The sequence below is a fragment of the Cutibacterium nasicola genome, assembly GCF_051303185.1.
Taxonomy (GTDB): Bacteria; Actinomycetota; Actinomycetes; order Propionibacteriales; family Propionibacteriaceae; genus Cutibacterium.
In genome coordinates, this window is the sequence record NZ_JBPPGE010000002.1 from 25,835 (window position 1) to 41,938 (window position 16,104).

Consider the following 16,104-nt stretch of genomic DNA (forward strand, 5'->3'; position numbering starts at 1 on the left):
CTAGAGCATGGACCGCGATTCGGCCACGCAACGGGCCTGAGTAGGCTCGATGCCATGACGTCGACGCCCGCATCCCGACCTTCCAGGCACCCCCGGGCTCGGATGACCAGCGGACAGCGCCGCGAGCAGCTCATCAGCGTGGCGCGTCGTCTCTTCGCTGACAACGGCGTCGCGGGCACCTCCGTCGAGGAGATCGCTGCCACCGCAGGAGTTTCGAAACCCGTCGTCTACGAGCACTTCGGGTCCAAGGACGGGCTCTACGCCGTCGTCGTCGATCGGGAGGTGCGCCTGCTGCAGGACTCCCTCAATGCCGCGATGACCCGCCCGAAGCAGGGACCACGCCGCACCCTGGAGTCCGCGGTGCTGGCCCTGCTGGACTACATCGATGATCGCCCCGATGGATTTCGCATCATCTCCCGAGATTCCTCGGTCGGATCAACGACCGGCTCCTACGCCTCGATCCTTTCTGACGTCGCTTCCTGGGCGGAAGGGATTCTCGCCGACAACTTCAACCGTCACGGCTTCGACGCCTCCTTCTCACCCCTTTATGCCCCGGCACTCACCGGGATGGTGGGCATGGCAGGACAGGCCTGGATCGACACCCGGGAACCAGCCAAGGAAATCGTCGCCGCTCACCTCGTCGACCTGGCCTTCAACGGGCTGGCACGGGTGTCGGAAAACCCACGTCTCACCCGCCACAGCGAGCGGGAAGAGGATCAGTCCAGCTCTTCCTGACGAGCCAGCACCGCGCGCAGTCCCCGGCCCAGTTGCTCAACGGCCTGCGGGTCCATCGAGTCGAGGAGACGTCCCTCGGATTCCAACAAGGCTGCCAGAGCTCCGTCGACCCGATCTCGTCCGGCATCGGTGAGCTCGACGATGACCCCGCGACCGTCCTTGGGGTGAGGCAGACGATACACCAGGCCACGATCTGACAGTCTGGTAATCCGATTCGTCATCGTCCCCGAGGCGACCTCAAGCTCGCTGAGGAGCTGCCCGGGGCTGAGCTGATAGGGCTCCCCGGAGCGTCGCAGGGCTGCCAGGACGTCGAATTCCCAGCCCTCCAGGTCCCATTGTGAGAATGCCTTGGACCGGTCTCGATCAAGGCGACGTGCCAGCCTGGTGACGCGCGACCACACCTCCATCACCTCGACGGGCAGGTCGGGTCGCTCCCTCGCCCATGCCGCGATAATGACGTCGACGGCGTCCTTCGGGTCCTGGTGCTGGTGGGAGGTCGTCATGCGAAGCTCCCCACCGGCCCCGGCAACACCTGAGCGCCGGAGGCCGGGCCGCGGGCCGTCCTGGTGCGATTGACCTGCGGTAGGGCGGACACGGCCCCGCTGACCTTCTTGGCCCCGGCGGAGTCGCGCACGAGGAAGGCGCAGGTGGGTCCGGAACCCGAGACGAGAGCGGTAAGAGCTCCAGCTTCCTTCCCGACTTCCAGCACCTCGCCGAGTTCGGGACGCAGGTCAACAGCGGGGGCCTGAAGATCATTGCTCATGGTGGCCGCGACCGCGTCGAGATCTCCCCGCGTGAGGGCTGAGATGAGGTCGTTGGGAACTGACTCTCCCCCAGGGTTCCCGCCCATCTCGTCGAAACGTCGGTAGACGGCTGGGGTGGACAGTCCCTGGTTCGAGGTGGCGATGACCCAGTGATGACGGCCACGACAAATCACCGGAGCCAGACGGTCCCCTCGCCCTCGACCCAGCGCCACCCCGCCCATGAGGCAGAAGGGCACGTCGGAGCCTAGCTGCGCGGCCAGCGGCTGCAGACTCTCAGGAGAATCGGGAAGACGACACAGGGCGGCTGCGGCGAGCAGGGCTCCAGCGGCATCAGCGGACCCACCTGCCATGCCACCGGCGACAGGAATGGACTTGTCGATGTGAATATCGACGCCATGATCGCGCTCCCCCCGCTCCAGGGCGAATTCCTCACGCACCATCTCCACGGCCCGCCAGGCGAGGTTGGTCTCGTCAGTGGGAACCTGGTCGGCATCCTCTCCCGAGACGGTGAGGGTGATGCGTTTGTCGTCACGACGGGTCACCGTCACTTCGTCGTGAATCCCGATCGCCTCGAAGACCGTTGCCAGCGGGTGGAAACCGTCAGGCGCAAGGCTGCCGACCCCCAGCGCCAGATTGACCTTGGCGCTGACCCGCACCGTCACAGTCGTGGGACGGAGCAGGTCGAACGGATCGTCCATCATCATGTGCTTACCGTACCGGCAGAAGTTCACACCTGACCCGGATCGCCGAGGACACCGGCTTGGGCCAGCGCCTCTGCGACACGGGTCAACTCCACGATGCCAAGGGCTTCTCCCCGCACCGTCGGGTCGATCCCGGCAGAGCTGATGAGCTCAGAGGCAGCCATCGATCCGCCGCACAGCCCGGCCAGCGCTGATCTCAGCATCTTGCGACGGGACGCGAAGACCGCGTCAACCACGCGGAAGACCTGGGAGCGAGTGGCCTCAGGGGCTCGTCCATCGATCTGGGGGGGACGTCTCCTCGTGATCCGGACTAACCCGGAATCCACGTTGGGCACCGGCCAGAAAACCGTCGGGGCGACATTTCCCACCCGGGTCGCCTCGGCATACCAGGCCAGTTTGGCGCTGGGGACCCCGTAGATCTTGGACCCCGGAACGGCCACCAGACGGTCGGCCACCTCCGACTGCACCATGACGACACCCGTCGACCATTGCGGACAGATCGCCAGCATGTGCAGCAACACCGGGACAGCGACGTTGTAGGGCAGGTTCGCCACCAACGCGGTCGGATCGGCACCGGGGACGGCATCGACGTCGAGGGCGTCGGAGAGGATGACCTCCAGCCTGTCGGCAGCCTCGGGCATCCGCTCGGCGACGGTGTCGGGCAGCTGGTTGGCCAGCACCTCGTCAATCTCGACGGTGATGACTTGGGCACCGGTCTCCAACAACCCGAGGGTTAGCGACCCCAGGCCTGGGCCGACCTCGATGACACGGTCATCGGGACCCACGTGGGCCAGGGACACGATGCGGCGCACCGTGTTGGCGTCGTGGACGAAGTTCTGCCCCCGGGTTTTCGTCGGTCTCAGGCCGATCTGACCGGCAATGCGTCGGATCGACGCGGGATCGAGCAATCCGGTTTCGGTCACCAGGCACCTCCATAAGCGGAAAAGGCGTTGTCAGTGAGCTGTTGGCAGGCGCGCGTCTCGTCCCACCCACGCTGCTGTGCCACGAAACGGGCGGTGTGCGGCAGCAGATAGGGACCGTTGCGCTTGCCGCGGCGTGGCACCGGGGTCAGGAACGGTGCGTCGGTCTCGACGAGGATGCGGTCGTCGGGAGCGATCGCCAGGGCGTCGCGCTGAGGGCCGGCAGAGTTGAAAGTGATCGTCCCGGAGAACGACAGGTATGCCCCGTGCCCCAGGCAGATCCGGGCCAGGTCGGCATCACCGGAATAGCAGTGCATGATGACCCGCTCCGGCCAACCTTCTGAGTCGAGAACGTCGACGACGTCTTCGTGGGCCTGTCGGCCCTGGGTCGGACCGTCTCCCTCACCACCGTTGCGGGCATCACGCATGTGGATCGCAAGGGTGAGACCGTGCTCATGGGCCAGGGCGATGTGGGCGGCGAAGACCTCCCGTTGGAGGGCCTGGCCCTCGTCGTCAGTCGTGCCGAAGTGGTCGATGCCAGTCTCGCCGATGGCCCGGACGTGGTCGCCGGCGCTGGCAAGGTCATCGATGCGCTTGAGGGCATCGCCGATCTTCTTGCGTCCCAGACGGGCGGCGTCATTGGGATGGATCGCCACCGCCGCAATGACGTTCTTGTGGGTTCGCGCCAGTTCCTCGGCGAACTCGGACCCCTCCACGTCGCACCCGATTTGAGCAATGTGGGTTACCCCGACCTCACGAGCGGCGGCCAGACTGATGGCGGGATCGAGGTGGACGATGTCGGCCACCGTGTCGAGGTGGGTGTGGGAGTCCACCAGAGGGGCGGCCAATGGCTCGGGCAGGGGCGGCAGGCCAGCCTCGGCCAGTACCTCACGGATGGCTTCGTTCACGATTCCTCCTGGTCGGTCGAGGCATTCTGGACGGCGTCGTAGAGCTCATGTCGGTCGACACCGGTGGCCCGTGCTACCTGGGCGCTGGCCTTGGACGGCTTGATTCCGTCGTCGGCGAGGTCAGCGACCATCTCGACGGCCTCGTCAAGACTCACGGAGTTCCCCCTGGCTCCCTCGATGACGATGGTGATCTCGCCGCGGGCGTTCTCACGAGCCCATTCAGCCAGCTCTGCCAGACCGCCGCGACGAACCTCCTCGTAGGTCTTCGTCAATTCCCGGCACACCGCAGCGCGTCGGTCGGTGCCGAGGATCTCAGCGGCATCGTCGAGCAGATCGGCGAGCCGATGGGGAGCCTCGTAGACGACAGTGGTGCGCGGTTCGTCGGCAAGTTCAGCCAGACGACGCCGCCTCTCCCCCGATTTGCGCGGCAGGAATCCCTCGAAGCAGAACCTGTCAGTCGGCATTCCCGAGATCGCCAGGGCGGTCGTCACGGCAGTCGGACCGGGCACCGAGGTGACGACGATGTCGTGCTCGATGGCAGCGGTGACGAGCCGGTATCCCGGGTCAGAGACTGAGGGCATTCCGGCATCGGTGGCCACCACGACGTCATCACCGTCGAGGAGACACTCGATGAGCTCGGAGGTTCGGGCCACTTCGTTGCCCTCGAAGTAGGACACCACCCGGGCAGAGGTCTCGACGTCAAGGCGGCGCAACAGGTCGCGTAGTCGCCGGGTGTCCTCGGCTGCGATGATGCGGGCGTCACGCAGGGTCTCGACGAGGGCAGGCGAGGCGCTACGGCGATCCCCGATGGGAGTGCCCGCAAGGATGACTCGTCCCGATTGTGCCTGGTTCACCTGACCATCGTCCCACGCCGGACCGACGGTGGCGTCCCACCGACCCTCTACCATGGCGATGTGGCAGCAGCGAGAAGATCCTTGTCGACCATCGAGCGTCTCGACGACGGTCGAATGACCGACGAGTACACGAGCTGGGTCGTCACGGCCCTCATCACCGCAGTGGCTTTTCTGCTGCGGGTGTGGAATGTCGGCTTTCCCAGGAACCTCGTCTTCGACGAGACCTACTACCCCAAGGATTCCTGGACGATGCTCCAGCAGGGGTACGAGGGCACCTGGCCCGACGCCGCGAAGGCCAATGCTGACATCGTCAACGGGATCACGAGCACCTGGACACCCGACGCCGAGTTCGTCGTCCATCCCCCGATGGGAAAGTGGCTCATCGCGATCGGGGAACACCTGTTCGGTTTCAATTCCTTCGGTTGGAGATTCGCCTCCGTGGTCTTCGGGTCCCTGCTCGTCCTCATGACGATCCGGCTGGCTCGACGTCTCTCCCGATCCACAATGGTGGGTGCCATTGCTGGCATCCTGCTCACCCTCGACGGCCTGGCCTTCGTCATGAGCCGGGTCGGACTGCTCGACATCTTCCAGGCCTTCTTCCTGGTGGCGGGCGTCTCCGCGGTGGCAGCTGACCGGGACTGGTTCCGTCATCGTCTGGCAGCTCACCTGAGGGCCGTCGGCACACCCCATCTTGATGGGGTGTTCGGTCCAGCTCTGGGGTGGCGGCCGTGGCGCCTGGTGGCAGGGGTCATGTTCGGTCTGGCCTGCGCCACCAAGTGGAATTCCGTGTTCGTGCTGGCGACGATGGGCATCGTCTCGGTCATCTGGGACTGGTCGGCGCGTCGACTGGCCGGTGCTGGCAAGAAGGCTTGGTGGTCCTTCCTGCGCGACGGGATACCGGCCTTCCTCTACATGGTCGTCGTGGCCGTGGGCAGCTACATCGCCACGTGGGCACGGTGGCTCTCGGTCTACCCACACATGGTCTTCGGAAAGTCCTGGGCTGGCCCGAATCCTGATCCGGGTCTGTCGAAAGTGACCGGAAAGCCCTTGGCCGCGCTGTGGGACTATCACCAGCAGATGTACGACTTCCACACCGGCTCATACATGATGACGCAGACCCACGTCTACGCCTCGAATCCATCCGGCTGGTTGATCAATCAGCGACCGCTCGGGATTGACGCCGTCAACGACATCAAGCCTGGACAACAAGGTTGCGAGGCCGTCGGTGACACCTGCCTACGTGTCATCTCCGCGACCGGAACCCCCGTGCTGTGGTGGTTCGCAGCACTCGCCCTCGTGGCCGCGGTGATCTGGTGGATCTTCGCCCGTGACTGGCGGTTCACCCTGCCGATCGTCGCCATGATGTCGACGTGGATCCCGTGGTTCCGCTACGACAACCGTCCGTTGTTCTTCTTCTACGCCATCTGCATCATTCCGTTCACAGTGACGATCCTGGCGATCTGGCTCGGTCAGATCCTTGGCCCGGCCAAGGCCACCAGCCGACGCCGCATCGGTGCAATCGTCGTTGGCACGGTCATGGCCCTGGTCGCGGCCGATTTCGCCTTCATCTATCCCATCCTCACCGACAGCCTCATGACCCGAAAGGCATGGCTGGCACGGATGTGGTTCCGCTCCTGGATCTGAGTCGGTCATCGGACGCCCGACGGGGATTTGCTCGTCGAACAGATACGCTGAGGGTCCGGAAGGGAACCAACCCGGAAGGACGCCCATGATCTGGAAGCTGCACAACGGCGGTGTACTGGAGCCAGGTGAGGTGGTGGCTCCCGACGAGAGGCTCGGATGGGGACGAACCATCGGGCTGGGAGCCCAGCACGTGGTGGCGATGTTCGGGGCAACTTTCGTCTTCCCCGTCCTCATGGGCCTCAACCCGCAACTGGCAGTGATGATGTCGGGTGTCGCGACCCTCGTCTTCATCTTCGTCACCAAGCATGAGGTGCCGTCCTACCTCGGCTCCTCGGCAGCCTTCCCCGGCGTGGCGACGGCCATCTACGCCTCCGGCGGCAAACCCAATGACGTCTCGGGCGCCCTGTTGTGCGTGGGCCTGACCCTCTTCATCTGCGGCATCATCATCCAGGCAGCCGGTTCGCGTGTGGTGCACAAGGTGCTGCCGCCGACGGTGACTGGCGCCGTCGTCATGCTCATCGGCTTCAACCTCGCCCCGGTGGTTGCCAAGACCTACTGGCCCACCGATCAGTGGACCGCACTCATCGTCATGTTGCTGGTCATCGCACTGTCGGTGGGACCGCGCGGATTCATCTCCCGCATCGCCATTTTCCTGGCCTTGGTCATCGGTTACGTGTTGTCGTGGATCGAAGATCTGGTGTTCGGTCCACTGCATCATGCCGACGGCGGCGTCGCACCGCGAGTGGACTGGTCGGTCGTGCATGACTCGGCATGGTTCGGCCTGCCCCCGGTGACGAACCTGGACACGTGGAAGTATCTGCCCCAAGCCCAGAACGGATCCCATTACGCAGCCACCAACGTCGTCGGGTTCCACCTTCCGACCTTCCACCTGGCCTTCATCCTGTTGGCCCTGCCGGTCGTCATCGCCCTCATCGCCGAAAACACCGGTCACGTCAAGGCCGTTGCCGAGATGACCGGCACGAACCTCGATCACCAGGTCGGACGAGCGGTCGCCGCTGACGGTGCGACCTCCATGCTGGCCACCTTCCTCGGCGCGGGCCCGACGACAACCTACTCGGAGAACATCGGTGTGATGGCAGCGACGAGGGTGTACTCCACAGCCGCCTATGTGGTGGCTGCGGTCGTGGCGATCCTGTTCGGCTTCTCCCCCAAGTTCGGTGCCGTCATCTCGGCAACTCCCGGTGGGGTACTGGGCGGCATCACCGTCGTCCTCTACGGCATGATCGGCTTGCTGGGTGCCAAGATCTGGAAGGAGAACAACGTCGATTTCGGCAATCCGGTGAACCTCGTCCCGGTGGCAGCCGGCATCATCATCGGCGTCGGTGACGTCTCGCTGAAGTTCAGCGACTCCTTCACCCTGGGCGGCATCGCCCTGGGCACCATCGTCACAGTCGGCGTCTATCACCTCGCCAAGTGGCTCGCACCCAACGAGCTGTCCGACGCGGCCGGAGGCACGAACATCATCCTCGACACTCCTGGCATGTACGTTGACGACGACACCCCCGACGACCGTCGTCGTCGTGAGGGGAGATCGACGCCGTACGCAGTAGGCTTGCGGCCCAGATGACGGAGGAGGCGATCGATGGCAGCAACACCCCAGCCAAGGAACACCACGCCAACCAGCGCGAGAACCCACGGCGGCACCTCACCGGTGGCGACCGGACCGATCGCCGACACCAAACCCGGCATCGTCGACATCAAGTGGTTCGAGCAGGGAGTCCCGGCCGACCCGGAACACCAGGCTGACATCGAAGCGACGCTGTCCTGGCTGGACGGCCACCCCGAGCGACTGGGAATCATCGTCGAGCAGAGTCCGAACCGGACCCAGATCAAGCGCCTTGTCGACCTCATGCGCCTCGACCCACTACTGGCCGAGGACCTGGTGGAAGGCCACCAGCGTCCCAAGCTGGAACGCCACGGGGATGCCCTGTTCCTGGTGTTGCACCCGCCGTTCTACATCGACTCAATGGAGGATGTGGCCTTCGTCGAGGCCGAGGTCATCAAGCAGCGCAACTGCGTCGTCGTCATCGTGCAACGCATCCCTGACGAGTTGTCGAGCCTGAGGTGGACCCCGCGTCTTCCCAGTGCTCCGGAATTGCTGCGTCATGGGCCGGAGTCAGTGCTTTACACCATCCTCGACGGTGTCGTTGATCAGACCTTTCCCGTCATCAGTGGCATCCAGTTCGACATCGAGCAGATCGAGAGGCAGGTCTTCAGCGGGGACTCTGCGGCCCCCGAGCGCATCTACCGCTTGTCCCGAGAAGCTATCGACCTGCAGCACGCCACCAACCCACTCATTCCCATCATTGCCGCTCTCAGGGCTGGATCGGCCAAGCACCAAGTGCCCCCAGAATTGCAGGCATATCTGGCCGACGTCGCCGACCACTTGGCCCGAATCTCCTCGCAAATCACCGATATCCGGGAGTTGCTCACCCAGATCCTCACCGTGAATGCGACCCTCGTCGACCAGCGATCCAACGAGGACCTCAAAATTATTTCTGGGTGGGCAGCGATCCTCGTCGTCCCCACCCTGATCGGGTCGATTTATGGTATGAACTTCGACAATATGCCTGAGTTGCACTGGCGATTTGGCTATCTCTACTCCATACTCGCCATGGTGGCGAGCAGTGTGATTCTCTACGTCATCTTCCGTAGGAACAATTGGCTGTAGGCCTGGAGGACGGAGCCACGGGCCATACCTCCATGACCACGATCCATCATGGGAGAAGTTTCCGCGGGAGTCGCACGGAACGAGACGCGGCTGAGCGGGCATATTCGCCGACCGCTTTTACTTGGTACGGGTCACGCCGATAAGAGCCGCCAGAGGCCCGAGGCTTCGATTCCTCCACCGTGGGGGCGTGGTCGCCCTTCCTCGGCCGTCATCGTCGAAGCCGGGACCATCGACCTGGCGACTGCGTCGTCACGGGCTCGAGGGCTCCATCTTGGGCGACGCCCCAGTCTCCGGTACCAGTTTCGCTGCTGCCGGGATGCTCGCCCCGGTCTCCGAGGCCGTCTGGGACCAACCGGCCCGCTACCCGCTGATGGTGGAGTCGGGTATCGAGAGGGTTCCACCTTCGTCTGCGCTGAGGATTCTGCCGATCATCAAACCCTCAATGAACTGCTGGAACTCCAGCACCGGATGGGCATGGACATCAACCGAATCAGCGTCTATCAGGCACGCGTGGCAGAACCAGCACTGGGCCCAGGATGCGTCGAGGCTGTCGCCATGCCTGGCGATCACCAAATCGATCCCCAGCGGCTGTGCAGTGCCATCCTGGAGATCCTTGGTGACCGGATCGTGCCTACCCGAGCCAGTGAGGTTCTCTTCGATGAGAATCATCGCGCGATTGGTCTGCGTGGTGCCGACGGCAGAAGCTAGCACGTCGGTCACGTCGTATTCGCGACCGGGATAGAAACCGGTGCGAGGTGAGGTGCTGTGCCTTCGTGTCCCCGAAGCCTTGCAGCTGTTGGTGACAAGGACCATCCGCGGCGTCGTGCAGGGCAATGCAGTTTACATTGTCCCGCGCGTCAATGACACCGTCGTCCTGAGCGCGACGACCCGGAAAGATGGCATGGTGGGGGTGCGTGCCGAGGGAGTCCATCAATTGCCACGCGATGCCCACCGCTTGGTGCCCGGAATCCTCGACTGCGAGATCTACGAGAAGACGGCCAAGTCCCGCCCGGGTTCCCCGACGACATGCCCATGATCGGACGGGTAGCGGCGGGCTCACCGTCTCGATGGGGTACTTTCGACACGGCATTCTTGTGGCCGCTATTGGCTCCATGATTGACGCAGATTTCATCTGCGACACCGAAAAGGACAATGACCCGGTCCTACTCACGGCAGTCAGCCCATTCCGATTCTGCAACCGGTAAGTAGCCATCATGACGACGAACAATGGTGAACACATGGCGACTAGCCATGTCGGTTGCACCACCACGATGATCAACGGAGATCCGTACGCCGACGACGGTAACGAGACGATTCTTGATCTGGTGAGTGCCCGTACCGGCAAGACGCTGAGAGCCGACGGGCGGACCGTCGATGGCTCTCCTCTGGAGATTACGATGGCCGTGAACAGGAGGGCAACGACGGACCCCGACGAGCCGCTGCGCATCGGTGGTCTGGAGTTGACACCCCGACTCATCATGGGCACCGGCGGTAGCACGAGCATGGTCACCCTCGAACGGGCCTTGGTGGCTTCGGGAACCCAACTGGCGACCGTAGCCATACGTCGAGTCGTCGCCGGGGCTCGTCAGTCGGTGTTTGAGATCCTGCAGCGGCACCGCATCACCGCCCTGGCCATGGAACTGGGGTGCGACGCGGTGCTCCTGGCGTCGGCAGTAACCCATGCCCACAATACCGGTGGGCACGGCCAAGGCAATGAGGATGGCCGAAGCGGCTGGACGGGCAGCTCGCAGGTCGGGACGCATCCCACCTCGGCGTCTAGCGCGAGGCAGCTCGCCCTTCGACGGTATTGTCACCGACGGGTACGTGACCCGAGAGAGGACGACAACCTGTGAGCGCTCCGAACCCGGTGGGCAACGCGGCATTATGTGCCGCCAGTGACCGCGATGCCGTAGGAGACTTGCCCCCTGAGACGTCGCTGACCAGCCGTGACCTAACCCGATACGACCGCCACATCGTCCTACCCGGATTCGGGCAAGATGCCCAACGGCGGCTACGAGATAGTCGGGTACTCGTCGCCGGAGCCGGAGGACTTGGCTCCCCGGTGCTGCTATACCTGTCCGCGGCTGGGGTCGGCCACCTCACAATCCTTGATGATGACGTCGTTGACGAGTCCAACCTGCAGCGTCAGGTGATCCACCGCCAAGCCGACGTGGGAAGGCCCAAAGCCGTTAGCGCCAAGGATGCGGCGCACCGATTGGACCCGCAGCTGGCGGTGGAGGCCGTCGTCGCCCGTTTGGGAACCGACAATGCGCTCGACCTAGTCAAGGATCACGACCTTGTCCTCGATTGCACGGACAATTTCACGACCCGCTACCTAGTCTCCGATGCTGCCGAGATTACCGGCACCCCGCTGGTCTGGGGAACGATTCTGCAGTACCAAGGACAGATATCGGTCTTCTGGCCTGGTCATGGACCGATGTTGCGTGACCTGTTTCCCGAAATTCCCGCTGCCGACTCAATACCGTCGGCCGCTGTCGGAGGCACATTCGGCCCGATCGTCGGTCAAGTGGGGTCAATGATGGCCGCCGAAGCCATCAAGGTGCTCACTGGGGTCGGGGCGCCCTCCGTGGGGAAGCTCGTCGTCGTCGACGCTCTCGACATGGGCGCCCGCACCCTCAGTTTCGCCCCAGAACCGGACCGAGAACCGGTGACGTGGCTTCCCCCGTCCGATCGGTGAGCCATCACCAATGATTTTGGTGCACTGTTCTGGCGTCTCGATACATTTGGGCGTTCCGACGAAGCGACTGCAGTACGGCGGTTTCCCCGCCTGATCGAGGGTGGGCCCGCGAATGGCGCTGGTTGGGCCAAAGACAGACAGCATGGTTGCCCCTGCTTTCCTGAGGGTTCGCGCCACACAACGACAAGTGGGTTTCCCCGAGGCGTCGTCATGGCCCACCCGTGCCCCAACTAGCTCTGGGTCAAGACACCGCTATAGCTAACAGCAGCAATGGAAAACCGTATCGGGCACCGGATGCGACGACCGCCGCGAGAGAAACACTCGTTGCAGCGTACTGCCGCATTGTGCAACAGCACAGTCAAACGCTACGACAGCTCTCGTACCAAACTCACTGACAAGGCAGTGGGAAACGCCCGCACGGCTCGGTGCCTCGATCCGACCGCCCCTCGCACGGCCTTAGCTTCGTGCCGAGCCTCGCTGGTCGGCAATCCGCGTCAGTTTCTTCGCCAGCTCCGTCGCATCGCCACCTTGTGCAGTGGCAAGACCAACGAGGAAGGCTGTAAGCGGCGCCCCCGGGCGTGACGGTCCGTGAGAGATGGCCGAGACCATATCGAGCAGGGGCTGCTCGGCATCTGTTAAAATGGTTGGGTCAACACTCAGCTCGTCGGCAGCGGTCTTCAACCATTCACGCATCCGGGCCATTTTCTCCGGGTTGTCGTCATGATGCGGCACGATTTCCTCCTGACATCTTATGGGCATCACACGTAGTAGCTCACCTGTTCTCGTCCTGGAGACACCCTATGACCCAACAACAACCCGAGGACGGGGCGCACATAACTAAAGCGTACTCCGCAGACTTGCGAGATGTGACGCACCGTCCCGCGTGTGGTGGGCATCAATGTCCCCCACCTGCAAGCTGGCTAAAGATGTGCCCGAGCACCGGACCGATCACGGCGAGGGTATCGCTCACCCCCCCGGTGGATCCCGGGGCATTGACGATGAGCGCCCCCTGACAGTCACGCGAAGTGACTCCCACCAGCCCGCGCGAAAGCCCCGCTACGGCGGAAGTATGACCGCCATTGGCTCGGATCTGTTCCGCCAACCCATCCAGACGTGCAACCAGCATTGGCTCAGTAGCTTCCGGGGTGAGGTCACGCGGCGATACCCCCGTTCCGCCAGTGGTGACGACAAGACGGCATCCATGCGCCAGCGCGTCCTTCAGGGCGCCACGCACCGAGTCGATGCCGTCGGGCACGACAACCACCGGTTCGGGGCGAAGCCAGCTGTAATCCAAGCCAGCGAGCAACGAAAGGGCCAAAGGGCCAGACCGATCCGTCGCTGCTCCCGAGGCGCAACGGTCCGAAACGGTGATAACACGGGCCTTGATCTCTTCCACGCGGGAAATACTATCGGGGACCTCACCAGCAGTACCGTTGACCAACCCCCAGTCGGCTGAGTGGAGCGCATACTCGCTGGAAAGCATGCCCCGAACGTTGCGCGGGGAGAGATTCTGTCATCGCCTGCAGGCCTGCCAGCAAGCCGAACATCAGCGACGCCAACAGAAGCTTCTTCATCACCTGGGAGTCACGTCAATGCCCAGCTTCTGGCCGAGCGCGGTCCTTCCGCGACGAGAGGCGCTCAACATCTGTTTCTCTGAGAGAAAGCGTCTCGCACACCTCGACCAACGTGAATGACCCAGGACGGGACAACAGACGGGGCAACAGACGAGTAAGGCTTCCGAGAACATGTCAACCGGAGGCTCAATCGGCGACATGGTTCCGCCACCATTCCAGGTCATCCGGGGTGTCGAGGTCACGACAGACTTCTGGGCTCACCGGCACATCGAGTAAATCCAAATTTCCCAGCACGCTGTGCACCGAGCGGTTGATGACCATGCCGGAAGCAACCATTGTTGCTTCCAACGATACTCGTCGATACACCCCCTGCAGGAGTTGACGACGAGGCTGCGGGGTTCCTCCGAAGACCACCGCCCCGGCGAGGTGGCTCACCGAGGTGTCATCCAAGGCACGGCACAGTTGCGGAATACACTTCCCAATCCCCGGGGAGTCCACTGCGCAGACGAGTACCAAGTCGCCCGGCCGAGCGGGAGGCAGAACCCGCAATCCTGCGCCGATCCCGGCCAGCGGCCCAGAGCCGGGCGGTTCCTCCATGGTGCGCAATACACGTCGAGGCAACCCGACCGATTCACGGGCAACGATGACGTCACAGCCTTCCGTCCCCTCACGGGCCCGATCTACTGCATCCATCACGACATCCAGTAGACGACGCCCCCCTACACGCAAATCGGCCTTCGATACCCCGCCCAGTCGGCGGGCACGTCCTCCAGCGAGGATGACGGCATCCAGACGATGATCGGTCATGTCATGATCATGCCTCACCACGGGCAGGCAACCTCAGAACAAGGACTTGTCAGGCGCTAGAAGATGAAAATCTGGTCTTGACAGGTCGCGGTCCTTGGCAAATGACGAGAGGGACCAGCTGCACATGAAGCCCATGAGGCCAACACCTCGTCGCTGAACGACACCTGGTTTCACTGGGCGAGTCTCCCGGTGAAGGTGACGTCATCGAGGTGGAAAGCTTTTGTCGGTTCCACAACCCGGTTGGCAGGTCTCCGAGCCTCATGTAACCCACACCAACGCGGTGCTTCCCAGGCACGTCATCACATCCCTCGTCGCCCGCCCCCAGCTCGCTAGTGCAACCTGGGCCATGTCGACCTTGGGACGCAGTGCCCGATAGCATCCCAGCACCGGTTTTCTCTGGTAAACTTCGTGCTAATTAACTGATCCCACGCGGAGGCACCGTGAGCACAAGTCCCTCCCGCCATCGCATCGAGAACTGGGACCCCGAGGAAAGCTGGGATTCCCGTATCGCATGGCGGACCTTGACCATTTCGACGTTCTCCATGGTCATCGCATTCTGTGTATGGTTCTTGGTGAGCGCCATCGCGCCCAAGCTCAATGCCATTGGGTTCCACCTGACGAAGTCGCAACTGTACTGGCTCACCGCGATGCCTGGGCTGTCGGGCGGACTCATTCGGCTGGTCTACATGTTCCTGCCCCCGGTGATTGGTACCCGCAGACTCGTGGGATACAGCTCGCTGCTCTACCTCATCCCCATGATGGGCTGGTTCTTCGCAGTGCAGGACCCCTCCACCGGATTCGGCACCCTGCTGCTGCTGTCATTCCTGTGCGGTATCGGTGGTGGCTCGTTCTCCGGTTACATGCCGTCAACGGGGTATTTCTTCCCCAAGCGCAAGCAAGGCACCGCACTGGGTGTGCAGGCTGGCATCGGCAACTTGGGCATGTCGGTTGTCCAACTGCTCGGTCCCTGGCTCATGGGGTTTGGACTGCTTGGCATCACGTGGATCTCTCCGCAGCACACGGCCAGCAGCCCCTTGTGGGTGCACAACGTCGCCATCGTCTTCGTGCCGTGGACAATCCTGGCAGGGATCCTGGCATTCACCATGCTCAAGGATGTTCCGGTCAAGGCGAACTTCCATCAGCAGATCGACATCTTCTCCAACACGGACACATGGATCATGACCCTCATGTACGTCATGACATTCGGTCTGTTCAGCGGGTTCAGTGCTCAGTTCGGACTGCTCATCAACAACACCTACGGGGACACCAGCAACCTGGCTGGACAATTCTCCAACCTACCGACCGGCGCCAGTTATGCCTTCCTCGGTCCGCTCATCGGGTCCTTGATCCGCGTCATCTGGGGACCACTGTGCGACCGATTCGGGGGAGCGGTATGGACCTTTGTCTCCGGCATCGGGATGGCGTTGACACTGGGGTTCTGCGCCTTCTTCCTCAACCCGACGAGTCCCGACCAGTTCGTCTGGTTCCTGTGGGGAATGCTCGCCATGTTCTTCTTCGCCGGAATCGGCAATGCCGGAACCTTCAAGCAAATGCCCATGATCATGCCTGCTCGACAAGCTGGCGGTGCCATCGGTTTCACCGCCGCCATCGGTTGCTTCGGACCATTCGTCATCGGAGTCGCCCTGTCATCAATGACAGCTGTCACCTGGTTCTGGATCTGCAGCGCTTTCTGCATTCTCTGTTCGATCATCTGTTGGATCCGTTACGCCCGCCCCGGTGCCCCCCATCCAGGCTGATGGTCCGGCCAGCCCCACCCAGACATCATGACTCGGTTGACGGAGGAGAA

16 protein-coding genes and 2 pseudogenes are annotated in these 16,104 nt (G+C 63.2%); 10 read left to right on the forward strand and 8 right to left on the reverse strand.

What is annotated here, in order from left to right; translation table 11 throughout:
- Positions 1-102 precede the first annotated feature (102 nt).
- Complete coding sequence (locus ACSJJT_RS03875; RefSeq protein WP_015583165.1) at positions 103-735, forward strand: TetR/AcrR family transcriptional regulator; 633 nt, start codon at positions 103-105, stop codon at positions 733-735.
- Here ACSJJT_RS03875 and ACSJJT_RS03880 read toward each other — a convergent pair.
- The 5 genes from ACSJJT_RS03880 to rsmI are packed head-to-tail and all read right to left on the reverse strand — an operon-like array spanning position 717 to position 4,882.
- Positions 717-1,238 carry a MarR family winged helix-turn-helix transcriptional regulator gene (locus ACSJJT_RS03880; RefSeq protein ID WP_435917088.1) on the reverse strand — a complete coding sequence of 174 codons (522 nt, stop codon included), beginning with the start codon at positions 1,236-1,238 and terminating at the stop codon, positions 717-719. The two genes, ACSJJT_RS03875 and ACSJJT_RS03880, sit on opposite strands and share 19 nt — an antisense overlap.
- Positions 1,235-2,203 carry a 4-(cytidine 5'-diphospho)-2-C-methyl-D-erythritol kinase gene (locus tag ACSJJT_RS03885; RefSeq protein WP_435917089.1) on the reverse strand — a complete coding sequence of 323 codons (969 nt, stop codon included), beginning with the start codon at positions 2,201-2,203 and terminating at the stop codon, positions 1,235-1,237. Before ACSJJT_RS03885 ends, ACSJJT_RS03880 begins: the two co-directional genes overlap by 4 nt.
- Positions 2,204-2,226: 23 nt before the next feature.
- The gene (gene rsmA / locus ACSJJT_RS03890; protein WP_435917090.1) at positions 2,227-3,123 is read right to left on the reverse strand and encodes a 16S rRNA (adenine(1518)-N(6)/adenine(1519)-N(6))-dimethyltransferase RsmA; all 897 of its coding nucleotides are present in this window, start codon (positions 3,121-3,123) and stop codon (positions 2,227-2,229) included.
- A complete protein-coding gene (locus ACSJJT_RS03895) occupies positions 3,120-4,028 on the reverse strand; it encodes a TatD family hydrolase (protein ID WP_065673643.1) in 909 nt (302 codons plus the stop codon). The genes rsmA and ACSJJT_RS03895 overlap by 4 nt, the downstream gene beginning before the upstream one ends.
- A complete protein-coding gene (gene rsmI, locus ACSJJT_RS03900; protein WP_435917091.1) occupies positions 4,025-4,882 on the reverse strand; it encodes a 16S rRNA (cytidine(1402)-2'-O)-methyltransferase in 858 nt (285 codons plus the stop codon). The genes ACSJJT_RS03895 and rsmI overlap by 4 nt, the downstream gene beginning before the upstream one ends.
- Before the next feature lie 114 nt (positions 4,883-4,996).
- On the opposite strand from rsmI, the gene ACSJJT_RS03905 reads away from it, so the two are divergent.
- The 8 genes and pseudogenes from ACSJJT_RS03905 to ACSJJT_RS03940 all read left to right on the forward strand — a co-directional run bounded on the left by ACSJJT_RS03905 (position 4,997) and on the right by ACSJJT_RS03940 (position 11,916).
- Positions 4,997-6,526, forward strand: coding sequence for a dolichyl-phosphate-mannose--protein mannosyltransferase (locus tag ACSJJT_RS03905; protein WP_435917364.1), 1,530 nt, complete (start codon positions 4,997-4,999; stop codon positions 6,524-6,526).
- 85 nt (positions 6,527-6,611) lie between these two features.
- Entirely contained in the window at positions 6,612-8,114 is a 1,503-nt protein-coding gene (locus ACSJJT_RS03910) for a uracil-xanthine permease family protein (RefSeq protein ID WP_435917092.1), read from the forward strand.
- A gap of 84 nt (positions 8,115-8,198) precedes the next feature.
- Positions 8,199-9,218 (forward strand): magnesium and cobalt transport protein CorA, encoded by a 1,020-nt coding sequence (locus ACSJJT_RS03915; RefSeq protein WP_435917365.1) that lies wholly within the window; start codon positions 8,199-8,201, stop codon positions 9,216-9,218.
- 48 nt (positions 9,219-9,266) lie between these two features.
- The gene (locus ACSJJT_RS03920) at positions 9,267-9,926 is read left to right on the forward strand and encodes an FAD-dependent oxidoreductase (protein WP_435917093.1); all 660 of its coding nucleotides are present in this window, start codon (positions 9,267-9,269) and stop codon (positions 9,924-9,926) included.
- Positions 9,927-9,978: 52 nt separating this feature from the next.
- Positions 9,979-10,254 carry a glycine oxidase ThiO gene (locus ACSJJT_RS03925; protein ID WP_435917094.1) on the forward strand — a complete coding sequence of 92 codons (276 nt, stop codon included), beginning with the start codon at positions 9,979-9,981 and terminating at the stop codon, positions 10,252-10,254.
- Between the two features lie 175 nt (positions 10,255-10,429).
- Positions 10,430-10,627, forward strand: a pseudogene (locus ACSJJT_RS03930) (sulfur carrier protein ThiS); the annotation flags it as partial.
- A pseudogene (locus tag ACSJJT_RS03935) lies at positions 10,616-11,071 on the forward strand (hypothetical protein). The pseudogenes ACSJJT_RS03930 and ACSJJT_RS03935, both read left to right, overlap by 12 nt.
- A complete protein-coding gene (locus ACSJJT_RS03940) occupies positions 11,068-11,916 on the forward strand; it encodes a HesA/MoeB/ThiF family protein (protein WP_435917095.1) in 849 nt (282 codons plus the stop codon). The pseudogene ACSJJT_RS03935 and the gene ACSJJT_RS03940 overlap by 4 nt, the downstream one beginning before the upstream one ends.
- Positions 11,917-12,372: 456 nt before the next feature.
- On the opposite strand, the gene ACSJJT_RS03945 is transcribed toward ACSJJT_RS03940, so the two are convergent.
- The 3 genes from ACSJJT_RS03945 to mobA all read right to left on the reverse strand — a co-directional run bounded on the left by ACSJJT_RS03945 (position 12,373) and on the right by mobA (position 14,315).
- On the reverse strand, positions 12,373-12,675 hold the full coding sequence (locus ACSJJT_RS03945) for a DUF6457 domain-containing protein (protein ID WP_435917096.1): 303 nt from the start codon (positions 12,673-12,675) through the stop codon (positions 12,373-12,375).
- A gap of 136 nt (positions 12,676-12,811) precedes the next feature.
- A complete protein-coding gene (locus ACSJJT_RS03950; protein WP_435917367.1) occupies positions 12,812-13,312 on the reverse strand; it encodes a MogA/MoaB family molybdenum cofactor biosynthesis protein in 501 nt (166 codons plus the stop codon).
- Between the two features lie 364 nt (positions 13,313-13,676).
- A complete protein-coding gene (mobA, locus tag ACSJJT_RS03955; RefSeq protein ID WP_435917097.1) occupies positions 13,677-14,315 on the reverse strand; it encodes a molybdenum cofactor guanylyltransferase in 639 nt (212 codons plus the stop codon).
- A 422-nt stretch (positions 14,316-14,737) separates the two neighbouring features.
- On the opposite strand from mobA, the gene ACSJJT_RS03960 reads away from it, so the two are divergent.
- Entirely contained in the window at positions 14,738-16,054 is a 1,317-nt protein-coding gene (locus ACSJJT_RS03960) for a nitrate/nitrite transporter (protein ID WP_435917098.1), read from the forward strand.
- Positions 16,055-16,104: the final 50 nt, after the last annotated feature.

Bases quoted from the DNA above. Each gene is read 5' to 3' on its own strand.
- ACSJJT_RS03875 (WP_015583165.1), top strand. From the start codon at position 103: ATGACCAGCGGACAGCGCCGCGAGCAGCTCATCAGCGTGGCGCGTCGT.
- ACSJJT_RS03880 (WP_435917088.1), bottom strand. From the start codon at position 1,238: ATGACGACCTCCCACCAGCACCAGGACCCGAAGGACGCCGTCGACGTC.
- ACSJJT_RS03885 (WP_435917089.1), bottom strand. From the start codon at position 2,203: ATGATGATGGACGATCCGTTCGACCTGCTCCGTCCCACGACTGTGACG.
- ACSJJT_RS03905 (WP_435917364.1), top strand. From the start codon at position 4,997: ATGACCGACGAGTACACGAGCTGGGTCGTCACGGCCCTCATCACCGCA.
- ACSJJT_RS03910 (WP_435917092.1), top strand. From the start codon at position 6,612: ATGATCTGGAAGCTGCACAACGGCGGTGTACTGGAGCCAGGTGAGGTG.
- ACSJJT_RS03920 (WP_435917093.1), top strand. From the start codon at position 9,267: ATGGGAGAAGTTTCCGCGGGAGTCGCACGGAACGAGACGCGGCTGAGC.
- ACSJJT_RS03945 (WP_435917096.1), bottom strand. From the start codon at position 12,675: ATGCCCATAAGATGTCAGGAGGAAATCGTGCCGCATCATGACGACAAC.